This is a genomic window from Campylobacter devanensis (assembly GCF_002139915.1).
Taxonomy (GTDB): domain Bacteria; phylum Campylobacterota; class Campylobacteria; order Campylobacterales; family Campylobacteraceae; genus Campylobacter; species Campylobacter devanensis.
The window spans coordinates 1431386-1444151 of the sequence record NZ_CP018788.1 but is presented as its reverse complement, the minus strand read 5'-3'; the positions used below and the strand labels follow the sequence as shown (position 1 = coordinate 1444151).

Below are 12766 nucleotides of genomic sequence, written 5' to 3'. Positions count from 1 at the left end.
ATGGTAGAGATTATAGTTGATGGCGAGAAATTTAGCGTAAATGAAAAGGGCAATCTAATCACCGAGCTAAAAAAGCATAATATTGAAATTCCACACTTTTGCTATCATGAAGCGCTTGGCGTAAGTGGTAATTGTAGAATGTGCCTAATAGAAGTAGTAGGTCAAAAACGCCCCCAAATAGCATGTGATACGCCCATAAAAGATGGTATGGAGATCAAGATAAATAGCGAGCTTACAAGGGCTGTCCAGCGTGGAATTTTAGAGCTTGAGTTTATCAATCATCCGCTTGATTGTCCTGTGTGCGATCAAGCTGGTGAGTGTGATTTACAAGATTATTATATGAAATTTGATCTACAAGACTCCAAAGTAAGTCTAGCCGATAAGGTAAAAAAAGGCAAAAGAGAGGATCTTGGCTCTTTAGTAATCCATGATGAAGAGAGATGTGTGCTTTGTAGAAGGTGTGTGAGATTTACTCAAATATGCACCCAAACCAATGAATTAGCCGTGGGTGGTCGTGGTGAGCATAGCCACATAATGTTAATGAATGGCAAGAAAATAGACAATCCATACGCAGGAAATATAGTAGATATCTGTCCAGTAGGAGCTATGACTTCGGCTGATTTTAGATTTAAAAAGCGAGTTTGGCACCTACAAAAGACCCCCGCAATCTGTCAAGGCTGTGAAAGGGGATGCGCTATATGGATCGATAGCAATAAAGCAAAATATCAAGATAGCAAAATTTATAGATTTAGGCCGAGAGAGAGTAGCGTAAATGGCTATTTCATCTGTGATTATGGCCGTTATAGCTACAAAGATGAGCAAGTAATTAAGCGTGATGATAGTGCGAAAATCTCCGCTTTGGCTCTAGATCTTAGGACAAATGGCGATCAATATGATATCTTAGCTTCAAGCTCATTAAGCCTTGAAGAGATGAGTGCTTTAAAGATTTTGGCTAATGAGTTTAATATGGGCCTATATGGATTTAGTGATTTTAGAGATGAGAGCTTTAAAGATGAGATTGGATTAAAGCTTAGAGTACCGAATAAAACTGCTAATCGTGTGGGATTAAATAAGCTTGGAATAGGTAGAAATTTAGATAAAAAATCTAAAAATTTAATAGTTTTTCATCTTGGTAGGGATTTTGAGTTTATCAATAAATTTGAATTTGATAACCTCATCAAAATCGGCTCAAATAGCGATGCTGATATAGTTTGCGCTAGTAGCTATCATAGAGATGGCCATACCTTAAATATAGATGAAAAATTGCGATTTAGCAAGGGGGCTTTTGAGCCACTTAGCCCTAAAATTTGCGATATTATCGCTGAATTTATAGGTCGTAGGGTGGAATTTGATATGAGTATATTAAAGGCGTTTGCATGAGTGAAATTTGGCTAATTATATTTAGGATTGCGTTTATTTTGATCTTTATTTTGGCTTTGATACCTGTTTTGGTGCTATTAGAGCGTAAAATTTCAGCCTTTATCCAAGACCGCCCCGGCCCAAATAGAGCTAATATCGCCGGTATAAGGCTCGGCGGATTGATCCAAGCGATGGCTGATGCTTTAAAACTAGCTATAAAAGAGGATTTTACTCCAGCAGCTATTAGATCCAAAGCGTTATTTACCATCGCTCCGATGGTGCTATTTTTGATGAGTACGCTTACTATAGCTGTGATTCCATTTAGTGAGTATTTTAGCATTGACGGGGTCAAATACCTTATGCAAGCAATCCCATTTGATGGCGGTATGCTATGGTATTTGGGATTTGCTAGTCTTAGTATCTATGGTATTATGCTAGCTGGTTGGAGCTCAAACAATAAATACTCTCTCTTAGGCTCTTTGCGTGCAGCTAGTGGGGCTATAAGCTATGAAATTCCACTAGGTCTAGCTGTTGTAAGTATGATTATCACATATAACTCTATTAGTTTAAATGACTTTGTAATAGCTCAACAAGGCTCATTTTTAGGCCTTCCTGCGTGGGGGATATTTCTTCAACCATTAGCGGCGATTATCTTTATCATCTGTGCTTTTGCTGAGACAAATAGAGCGCCATTTGACCTAGCTGAAGGTGAGAGCGAGATAGTAGCTGGATATCACCTTGAGTATAGTGCGATGAGCTTTGCTATGTTTTTTATGGCTGAATATATCGCAATGACTGCTATGAGTGCGCTTATAGTTACGATATTTTTTGGCGGATACTCATTGCCTTATCTCTCACAGGCCGATTTGGCTGCTAATTATGAGATTGTGCTACTTAGCATAGCTGGCGTGGCTACTATCTTTGGCTTATTATTTATCTGGTGGGTTAGCAAAAATAATGTTACTAGATATAAAACAGATCAAGATCATAGAAAAAAAGAGAATATCATATATTACGCCTTAACAGCTCTGATAGTGGCTATAATCGATATTATATGCTTATATTTTTATGGAAATTTAGGTGAATTTGGTGCTGAGATTGTAGCTACTGCGGTGAATTTAGTGGTATTTGCACTTAAAACCTTTATAGTGCTACTTGTATTTATCTGGGTTAGATGGACTCTACCTAGATTTAGATATGATCAAATTCAACGCTTAGGCTGGGAAAAACTCATGCCCTTAGCAATTTTAAATATTATTATTACAGCATTGGTGGTGGTTTATGTCAGTTAAAGTCAAAAAAATCGAACGAAAAAAAATGCCACTTTTAGAGCGAATTTATATATTTTATATCATCGCTGGGATGGCTAGAACTTTTAAGCATTTTATCAGAAATTTACTCAATACCAAAAATATTGAATTCCTAGAATATCCCGAGCAAAAACCCGATGATATAAGCCCTAGATATCGTGGTCTTCATAGATTAACCAAATATGATAATGGTGAGTTAAAGTGCGTTGCGTGCGATATGTGTGCTACTGCTTGTCCAGCTAAATGTATATTTATAGAAGCCTATGAAGTCCCTAGTAGCAAAGAAAAAGCCCCAAAAGTCTTTAATATAGATCTTTTGGAGTGTGTATTTTGCGGGCTTTGCGTGGAGGCGTGTCCTAAGGATGCTATAAGGATGGATAGCGGGATATTTACAAAGATTGAAGGTAGTAGAGATAGCTTTATTAGCGATATAAATGAGCTTAGTAGTAGAAAAAGGGGAGAGTTTTGATGGAGAATTTTTTGTTTATTAACTTCTCATTTTTAGCTATTTTGGGAGCTTTGGGTTTGATTAGCTTTAAAGCGCCTATCCATGGGGCTTTATCTATGATTGTCTCTTTGGTGGCTATAGCTGGGTTGTATCTTTTATTATATGCTAAGACTCTGTTTTTAATCCAAATAGTAGTATATGCTGGGGCGATTATGGTTTTATCGGTTTTTGTGATGATGTTTTTTAATATCAAATCAGATAGCTTATGGGCTAAATTTAGCTTTATACAGATAATTCAAGCCGCTTTGCCTTTAGTCGTTTTTGGCTTTTTGGCTTACTGGCTTGCCTTGATGCCTGGTAACTTCGAGGTAGCACCTGATGGATTTGGAGAGATCGCACCACTTGGAAAGTATCTCTTTTTTAACTGGGGATTTAGCTTTGAGATGATTTCTCTACTTTTAACCGCTGCTTTGATAGGGGTTGTGGCGATTTTAAAAGGCAAAAATAATGGTTGAAAATTATATATTTGTAGCGATTTTGCTCTTTGTGATTGGAATTTTTGGTGTTATTTTGCGTAAAAATATCTTTACTATTTTTATGTCTATTGAGCTTATGTTAAATGCGGTTGCTTTGCTTTTTGCGATATTTGCTAGGGTTAATTTAAATTTAGATGGTCAAGTGATCGTAATGCTAGTTATCGCTATAGCTGCTGCTGAGGCGAGCTTTGGTCTTGCGCTCATCACCTTGCTTCACAAATCAAAACAGAGCCTAAATATAGATAGCTTTAGAGAGTTAAAGGATAGCGATGCTAGTTAATATCGTAATTTTAGCGCCAATTATTGGTAGTTTGTTGCTTGGGGTTTTATATCTTGCTAGAAAGAGTCTTGGCTTATCTCAAAGATTTTTCGCATTTTTGGGGATGATTGGGCCTGTAGTTAGCTTTGTAGCTATGGCTGTGCTGTTTGTTAATAGCTATGGTAGTAGCTTGAATTTGGATATATTTAGCTGGCTCGATATCGCTGGATTTAGCATAAATGTGGGATTTTATCTTGATGATCTTAGCCTTGTGATGGCGATATTTGTGGCGTTTTTGGGTATGCTTATACATTTGTATTCTATAGGCTATATGGATGGTGATGAGGGCTTTGGTAAGTTTTTTTGTTATATGAATTTATTCTTAGCCTCTATGCTGATTTTAGTTTTAGCAAATAATCCGATTTTGATGTTTGTCGGCTGGGAGGGCGTGGGCGTATGCTCATATCTATTAATCGCCTTTTATTTTGGTGATAAAGATAATGTCAAAGCCGGTAATAAAGCCTTTATATTAAATAGAATTGGCGATTTTGGCTTTTTGATTGGGCTGATTGCGTTGTATCTTGCTAGTAGTGGGGTTAAATTTGATTATATTGGCTTAAATGAAGTGAGCTTTAGCCCTAGTGTAGCGATATTTATAGCATTTTGTTTCATCGCTGGAGCTTTGGCTAAATCAGCTCAAATTCCACTATACACCTGGCTACCTGATGCGATGGCTGGGCCTACTCCGATTTCAGCCTTGATCCACGCTGCGACGATGGTTACAGCTGGGGTTTATATGGTTGTTAGATTTGAGTTTTTGTTTGCTGGGCTTAGCTTGCCAATAGAAGTTTTAGCCGGTATTGGTGCGGCTGGGGCGCTCTTTGCTGGGATTATCGCTACAAAGGCTACTGATATCAAAAAGATTTTAGCCTACTCCACTATGAGTCAATTAGGATATATGTTCGCTGCGCTTAGCTACAGCTCTGGGGCTGCTATGTATCATCTATTTACTCATGGATTTTTTAAAGCGCTTCTGTTTTTGAGTGCTGGGGCTATCATTATAGCGCTTCATCATGAGCAAAATATCTTTAAAATGGGGAATTTAAAAGATAATAAATCGCTATATTATCCAATGCTTTTTGGTATGCTCGCAATTAGTGGGATATTCCCTTTTGCTGGATTTTTCTCCAAAGATGCTATTATACTTGGGGCGCTTCTTTCTGGGCATTATACTATATTTGCTATTTTATTATTTACTGCTGGGCTTACTGCGTATTATTGTTTTAGGCTATTTTTCTTGGTATTTTACTCACAAAATCCCGCACCAAAACAGCATAAGGTGCCATTTAGTATGCTTGGGGTAAATTATATCCTTTGTCTATTTGCCTTAGGCGGTGGATTTATGGCGATATTTTTAGATATTGATCATCCAACTTTAATGGTAGAGATAGTGGCTGGAGTTGTGAGCATGGCGGTTTCTATTATTGGGATTTTCATCGCTTATAAGAAATTTTACAACTACAAAAACTGCGAAGAAAATATGGGTAAATTTGAGAGCATTGTAGCAAATAAATTCTATATAGATGAGATATATGATCTTGTTTTTGTGGCGAATTTAAAACGAATTAGCCACTTTTTGCGTGAGATTATAGATGATAAAATTTTATATCCGCTTGTTGAGTTTAGCGCTTTGATATTTAAGGCATTTAGCCAAATTTATGCTAGATATACTCAAAGCGGTTTAGCTAGTTCATATGCATTTTATATGCTATTTTTCATCTGTGTTATTATCATATTTTCAAAGGCTATTTTATGAGTAGTATCTTGAGTTTAATTATATTTATACCATTTTTATTGGGGCTTTTTATAGCTCTATTTTGTAATAATTTTTGTGGCAAGATTATAGCCTTTGGCGGATCTGTTTTGGTCGCTATTTTGGCTATTATTATGGCTCTTGGCTTTGATGGGGCTGGTGGAATGCAGTTTGTAGATATCGTCCCATTAGTTAAAAACTATGGCATTACATATATGGTTGGTGTAGATGGGATTAATATCTATCTTATTTTGATTATTACGATATTTTTGCCTTTTTTGTTTTTTGTGCTTAGATATCAAGAAAAGGGCTTTTGGGCGAATTTGCTCTTTATAGAGAGTGGGTTTTTGGCTGTTTGTAGCTCACTTGATTTGATCTTTTTCTATGCTGGGTGGGAGATGATGCTCTTGCCTATATTTATAATGGCTGGCTTGTATGGTAAGAGCGTTAAAAGAGCTAAAGCTATGCTAGATATGATGTATTATGCGATATTTGGGTCGATGATTATGCTTGGGGCGATTATCTATCTTGGCGTGGCACACTATTTGGAATTTGGATTTTATAGCTTTGCTTTGGCTGATTTGGTGAATTTGAATTTAAGCCTAAGCGTAGAGCGAATACTATTTTTTAGCTTTATGATAGCTTTTGTGATTAAGCTTCCTTTGTTTCCATTTCATATGTGGCTTAGTGGAGCATACACACACTCGCCTAGCGTGGCTACCTTTATGCTTTCAGCCATTGCGTCTAAGGTGGCGGTGTTTGCGATTTTGAGATTTGTGTTGCCGATATTTTCGCTTAGCTTTGTTGAGTTTTCTAGTTATTTTGTGGCACTTGGGATATTTTCTATGATATATTTTGGGATAATTGCTCTTAGGTGCGATGACTTTAAGACCCTTTTGGCCTTTGCTTCGGCGTCGCATTTGGGTTTAATCTTAGCCGGGGTTTTCAGCCTTGATAGTGTGGCAATGAGCGGGGCGTTATATCAGATTATAGCTCACGCATTAACTAGCGGAGCGATGTTTTTGATGGTGGGTATCATCTCTAATCAACTAGGCACTCGCAAGGTTAGTCAGCTTGGCGGTATAGCTACTAAGGCTCCGATTTTTGCTACGCTATTTGGCATTATGATGCTATCAAGCGTGGGGCTTCCTACTACTATCGGCTTTGTGGCGGAGCTTTTGATTTTAGTGGGATTATTTAAATCAAATTTAATCTATGGGGTTATCGCTACAACTTCTATTATCATCGGTGCGGTTTATATGTTTGTGGTTTATCGCAAGGCGATTTTACAAAGTGTAAATGAAGTTACAGATAAATTCAAAGAGCTTAGCAAATCTCAAGTTATAGCCTTTGGTTTGGTGGCGATTGTGATATTTGTAATGGGTCTATATCCTAAGCCGATCTTAGACCTATCGCAAAGCACGATCCAAAGCCACTATGAAAAATACATAAAATCAAATTTAAAGGGGCAATAATGATAGCTTTAACACCTTTTTTACTATCAATCGCCGCTATTGTAGCTAATATATTTTTAAGCGTTACAAAAATCAATAAAATATCGCTTTTAGGTATAAATTTAGCCTTTTGGGCTATTATTTTAATCTCGTTTTTTGTTTTTAGGGTTGAGCTTCTTGGTGGGGATTTGCCGTTTTTTTGTGCTGAATTTATATCTCTTGGGCAATTTGAGTTTATATTTTGTGTGATTATAGCCTTTCTTACAATGATATTTTTAGCTACGATATATTTTAGCGATGATGAGAGCTATTTTAAATCTGAGCTAATAGCATTAGCAAATTTAGCCGCCTTTGGTATGATGGGGATGATAATCTCAAGCGAAATTATAACCACTTTGATTTTTATCGAGATTGCCTCCATATCCATATATGCGATGATAGCATTAAATTCAAGCTCAAAAAGCATTGAAGCAGCCTTTAAATACTTCTTGCTCTCATCATTTATGAGTGCGTTCTACTTGCTTGGGGCAGCTTTGATATTTGGGACTACTCAAAGTACAAAATATGAGATTCTTAGCAAACTCTCATCGCCATCTTTGATTACCACAATTGGCGTGTTAATGGTGATTGCGATGATATTTTTTAAGATTGCGATTTTTGGTTTTTATCGCTGGAGTATTGATGTATATTATGGAGCTAGCACTAGTATAACTGGCTATTTGGCTGGGGCGTTTAAACTAGCTAGTTTTGGGTTGCTAATCAAATTTGCCCTGCTTTATAGCGGCGGCTGGGATGAAATTTTAGCGATTATATTTAGTGTGATTGCGATATTTAGTATGTTTATCGGTAACTTTTTGAGCCTTAAAGAGATAGATGTTAAAAAGATTTTGATAGCTGCTGGGATAGTTCATGCTGGATATATCTTTATAAATTTAGCTAGTTTCAATGGTGATAGCTCTTTATTTGCTGGGGTGTATTATATCGCTATTTATGCTATTACAACGGGATTTGCCTTTTTACTCTTAAATGCGTTTTTCAAAGATCAAAGGGTTGAGATCGACTCTCTTGCTGGAATTTATAAGAGTTCACCGCTTGGGGCGTTGGCATTTACTCTTATCTGCCTTTCATTTATCGGATTTCCATATACGGTGGGATTTTTGGGTAAGGTTTATGTATTCTCAAGTGCCTTTGAAAGCGGTAATGTGTATTTGGCGATTTTTGGTATTATAAATACTATTATATCGGTATATTATTATCTAAGAATTATTATTAGTATATATTTTAAATCACCAAATCAAGCTATTATAATCCCAAAATGTAGAGCTGTCTGGATAGGAATTTTAAGCATTTTAGCCACTTTATTTATCGTGCTTGAAGGAGTTGGAGCTGGGTCAATTTTGGGATATTTTAATCTTATAGTGGGGTAAATTTGAAGTTGTTTTATATCAATTTTATAGTTTTTTGGTAAAATTACGCCTAACTGAATTTGGGGCGAAATATGAGTAAATTAATAATAGTTGAATCTCCAGCTAAAGCTAAAACTATAAAAAATTTCTTAGGTTCTGAGTATAAGGTTATAGCTAGTAAGGGACATATTAGAGATCTGCCTAAATCTAGCTTTGGGATTAAGATAGATGGGGATAACTTTACTCCTGAGTATAGGATTAGCAGCGATCACTCTGCTATCGTAAAAGAGATTAAAGAGCTTGCTAAGAGTGCCGATACCATCTATCTAGCAACCGATGAGGATAGAGAGGGTGAGGCTATAGCTTATCATATCGCCACAGCAATTGGCAAAAAGCCCGAAACCCTACCTAGAATAGTATTTCACGAAATCACAAAGGGCGCTATCGAAGCGGCTTTGGCAAATCCTAGAAAATTAGATATGAATAGCGTAAATGCCCAACAAGCAAGAAGGCTATTAGATAGGATTGTTGGCTATAAGCTTAGTCCGCTTTTAAATATCAAAATTCAAAGAGGTTTAAGTGCTGGGCGTGTCCAAAGCTCAGCACTTAAAATTCTAGTCGATCGAGAGCGTGAGATTAGAGAATTTAAGCCTATTGAGTATTTTAGCATTGATACTAAATTTAAAGATGATTTAGAAGTTGAGTTAATCGAATTTCAAGGCTCAAAGATAGAAAAGCTCACCATCACAAACGCCCAAAGAGCCAAATATATCTTAGATAATATAAAAGATGATAAATTCAAAGTCAAAAGCATAGAATCCAAAGAGCGTAAAACTAACCCCCAACCACCTTTTATGACCTCAACTCTACAACAAAGTGCGTCAAATAGACTTGGCTTTAGCCCTAAAAAAACCATGATGTTAGCCCAAAGTTTATATGAAGGCGTCCAGACAAATAGCGGTTTTATGGGTGCCATAACCTATATGAGAACAGATAGCCTAAATATAGCCAAAGAAGCTTTAAGCGCTGCTAGGGAGCTTATAAAGAGCGAATTTGGTTCAAAATATCTACCAAAAACTGCCAATATCTACACCACAAAATCCAAAGGCGCCCAAGAGGCTCACGAGGCGATCAGACCTACAAATTTGAGCTTTACACCACAAATTGCCTCACAATATTTAGACAAAGATATGCTAAGGCTATACACATTGATTTATAATAGATTTTTGGCTTCACAGATGAGCCCTAGCGTGTGTGAAATTCAAAATATCATTATAAATGGCAAAAATTGCGAGTTTAAACTCTTAGGCAAGAAGGTTTCTTTCGATGGATTTTATAGAGTTTATGGCGATATGGATAAAGATAAAATTCTCCCACCCTTAAAAATCGATGATAATATGAGTATCCAAAGCATCAAAAGCACCAAACACGAAACCGAGCCACCTAGTCGCTACTCTGAGGCCGGCCTTGTCAAAAAGCTAGAGAGCCTAGGTATTGGCAGACCTAGCACCTATGCGCCTACTATTTCGCTTCTAACTAGCCGTGATTATGTCAAAGTAGAAAAAAAGCAATTAATCCCAAATGATATAGCATTTACTATAACTTCAGTATTAGAAGATAATTTTAAAGATATTGTAGATAGCGAATTTACTTCTAAAATGGAAGAAAAGCTTGATGATATAGCCGAAAATAAAGCCGATTGGCAAGAGGTTTTATCCAATTTTTACCACCCCTTTATCAAACAGATTGATGAAGGAAAAACAAATATAAAAAGCCAAAAAGTAGCCGAGCCAATAGGTGAGAAATGCCCTGATTGCGGTGGGGAGTTGGTTAAAAGAAAGGGTAGATTTGGCGAGTTTATAGCCTGTTTAAATTTCCCAAAATGTAAATATACCAAAAACCTAGCTAACTCTAATAAATTTGAGAAAAAAGAGCCATCTAAAATCGGCATTCAATGCCCTGATTGCGGTGGAGAATTGGTCGAGAGAATTGGTAAAAAAGGCAAATTCTATGGCTGTGCCAACTATCCAAAATGTAATTTTCTAAGCAAATATAAACCAATTATAGACAAATGCCCAAAATGTAATACACAAATGGTCTTAAAAGAGCTTAAAAAAGGGAATTTCAAAGAGTGCCCACAATGTAAATTTAAAGAAGAGGTAAGCAATAATGAATAAAGTAGTAATGCTATGTGCGATATGTAATGTTAGTAGTGGCAACTGCCCTGAAGATTGTGCGTATTGTACTCAAAGTGCTCATGTAAAAGCTGATATAAATAGATATAAACAAAAAAGTATAGAACAAATTTTAAAAGAGGCCAAAATGGCTAAGGCAAATAAAGCTCTTGGCTTTTGCTTAGTTACTAGCGGTAGGGGACTTGATGATAAAAAACTTGAGTTTATCTGCCAAACTGCTAAAACCCTACAAAAAGAGGTGCCTGAGCTACTGCTGATAGCATGTAATGGAAGTGCGAGTTATGAGAGCTTAAAAGAGCTTAAAAATGCTGGAATTTTCAGCTATAATCACAATCTTGAAACAAGCCGTGAATACTTTCCTAAAATCTGCTCTACTCATAGCTGGGATGAGAGATTTCAGACGAATTTAAATGCCAAAAGAGCTGGGCTTGAGCTTTGCTGTGGCGGGATTTATGGTCTTGGAGAGAGCAATGAAGATAGAATAAGCTTTAGAAACTCACTAAAAGAGCTAAATCCATTTACTAGTCCAATAAATTTCTTTATCCCAAATCCCGCTTTGAAAATCAAAGAGCCAAAGCTTAGTGCCGATGAAGCCTTAGAGATATTAAGAGATAGCGCTAAGGCTCTGCCTAATACTAGAATAATGGTAGCTGGCGGTAGAGAGGTAATCCTTGGCGATAGGCAATATGAGATATTAGAAAATGGAGCTAGTGCTATTGTCGTGGGGGATTATCTAACTACTAGTGGCGAGGCTGCTAGTAAGGATATAGAAGAGCTTAAAAAACGAGGCTTTGAGTTTGCAACACAGTGCCATTAATGAACTTTCTATTTTACTTGTTTTGGCGTTTATAATCTTTATATCGCCATATTTTTCTAAAATTTCTAAAATCCCAATCGCCCCTATAGAGATTATGATGGGGATAATCTTTGGGTTTTTTGGGTTTATACCACATAGTGAGCCATTTAAGATAGTAGCTGAAGTTGGGTTTTTTTATCTAATGTTTTTGGCTGGGACTGAGATAGATCTGAAATCTTTTTTTAAAATAGAAAAAAGCATTATAAAGCTAGCTTTTGCTTATCTAACTATTTTATATATTGTGGCTGGGGTTTTTAGTGCGTTTATATCGCCAGCGTTTTTGGTTATTGTGGTGGTGCCACTTATGTCGGTTGGAATTTTATCTACCCTATTTAAAGAGTATGGCAAAAACGAGCCTTGGCTAAATACCGCTATGATCGCTGGTGGCATAGGCGAGGTGCTTAGTATCGCTCTTTTAACCCTTATGTCAGCTTATATTGAATTTGGTAGTTCTATTGAGTTATTTAGTAGCATATACTATCTTATACTATTTATTGTGCTTTGTGTGCTTGGATTTAAGGGGCTTGAAGTGCTATTTTGGTGGTATCCAAATCTCAAAATTCTACTAATGCCTCACGATGATAAGAGCGAAAAGGATATCCGCCTATCTATGGCGCTATTTTTTAGTACTGTAGCGGTGATGATATATCTGAATTTAGAGATTGTCCTTGGGGCTTTTATCGCTGGGAGCTTTATCGCTACATTTTTTAATCACAAAAAAGATCTTCCACATAAGCTAGGTAGCTTTGGGTTTGGATTTTTGGTGCCAATATTTTTTGTCTATATTGGTACAACCGTGGAGCTTGAATATCTTTTGGTTCCTGGAGTGCTTGATAATGCTATGAAATTGATGATATTTATGATTATTGTGCGAGTGATATCTTCAATGATATTTGTAAAGCGTTTTGGATTATATGATAGTATTCTTTTTGGCTTATCACTCTCAATGCCACTTACGCTTTTAGTAGCTGTGGCTACGGTAGCTTATAATGCTGGAAATATAGCAAAAGAGCTATATTTTGCTTTTATTATCGCTAGTATTTTTGAGGTGATTTTGTCTATGATATTAATAAAATTTACAAATTATCTTAAATTTCGCCTTAAATAATTAAGTTAGATATTTAAGGGCA

The 12766-nt window shown here is 36.5% G+C and carries 11 protein-coding genes; all 11 read left to right on the top strand.

Annotation, left to right across the window (positions count from 1 at the left end; all coding sequences use genetic code 11):
• Window positions 1–1380 carry an NADH-quinone oxidoreductase subunit G gene (locus CIGN_RS07270; protein WP_086303030.1) on the top strand — a complete coding sequence of 460 codons (1380 nt, stop codon included), beginning with the start codon at window positions 1–3 and terminating at the stop codon, window positions 1378–1380.
• Window positions 1377–2651, top strand: coding sequence for a complex I subunit 1/NuoH family protein (locus CIGN_RS07265; RefSeq protein ID WP_086303028.1), 1275 nt, complete (start codon window positions 1377–1379; stop codon window positions 2649–2651). Before CIGN_RS07270 ends, CIGN_RS07265 begins: the two co-directional genes overlap by 4 nt.
• Window positions 2641–3138: a NuoI/complex I 23 kDa subunit family protein gene (locus CIGN_RS07260; RefSeq protein WP_086303026.1), complete on the top strand. Its 498-nt coding sequence runs from the start codon at window positions 2641–2643 to the stop codon at window positions 3136–3138. The genes CIGN_RS07265 and CIGN_RS07260 overlap by 11 nt, the downstream gene beginning before the upstream one ends.
• Complete coding sequence (locus CIGN_RS07255; protein ID WP_086303220.1) at window positions 3138–3632, top strand: NADH-quinone oxidoreductase subunit J family protein; 495 nt, start codon at window positions 3138–3140, stop codon at window positions 3630–3632. The genes CIGN_RS07260 and CIGN_RS07255 overlap by 1 nt, the downstream gene beginning before the upstream one ends.
• A complete protein-coding gene (gene nuoK / locus CIGN_RS07250; RefSeq protein ID WP_086226882.1) occupies window positions 3625–3933 on the top strand; it encodes an NADH-quinone oxidoreductase subunit NuoK in 309 nt (102 codons plus the stop codon). The genes CIGN_RS07255 and nuoK overlap by 8 nt, the downstream gene beginning before the upstream one ends.
• Window positions 3923–5728 (top strand): NADH-quinone oxidoreductase subunit L, encoded by a 1806-nt coding sequence (nuoL, locus tag CIGN_RS07245; RefSeq protein WP_086303024.1) that lies wholly within the window; start codon window positions 3923–3925, stop codon window positions 5726–5728. Before nuoK ends, nuoL begins: the two co-directional genes overlap by 11 nt.
• Window positions 5725–7200 carry a complex I subunit 4 family protein gene (locus CIGN_RS07240; protein ID WP_086303022.1) on the top strand — a complete coding sequence of 492 codons (1476 nt, stop codon included), beginning with the start codon at window positions 5725–5727 and terminating at the stop codon, window positions 7198–7200. Before nuoL ends, CIGN_RS07240 begins: the two co-directional genes overlap by 4 nt.
• On the top strand, window positions 7200–8606 hold the full coding sequence (locus CIGN_RS07235) for an NADH-quinone oxidoreductase subunit N (RefSeq protein ID WP_086303021.1): 1407 nt from the start codon (window positions 7200–7202) through the stop codon (window positions 8604–8606). The genes CIGN_RS07240 and CIGN_RS07235 overlap by 1 nt, the downstream gene beginning before the upstream one ends.
• Window positions 8607–8677: 71 nt before the next feature.
• The gene (gene topA / locus CIGN_RS07230; RefSeq protein ID WP_086303019.1) at window positions 8678–10762 is read left to right on the top strand and encodes a type I DNA topoisomerase; all 2085 of its coding nucleotides are present in this window, start codon (window positions 8678–8680) and stop codon (window positions 10760–10762) included.
• Window positions 10755–11597, top strand: coding sequence for a biotin synthase (locus CIGN_RS07225; RefSeq protein WP_236842616.1), 843 nt, complete (start codon window positions 10755–10757; stop codon window positions 11595–11597). The genes topA and CIGN_RS07225 overlap by 8 nt, the downstream gene beginning before the upstream one ends.
• Window positions 11578–12744 (top strand): cation:proton antiporter, encoded by a 1167-nt coding sequence (locus CIGN_RS07220; protein WP_086303017.1) that lies wholly within the window; start codon window positions 11578–11580, stop codon window positions 12742–12744. The genes CIGN_RS07225 and CIGN_RS07220 overlap by 20 nt, the downstream gene beginning before the upstream one ends.
• The last annotated feature ends 22 nt before the right edge of the window (window positions 12745–12766 follow it).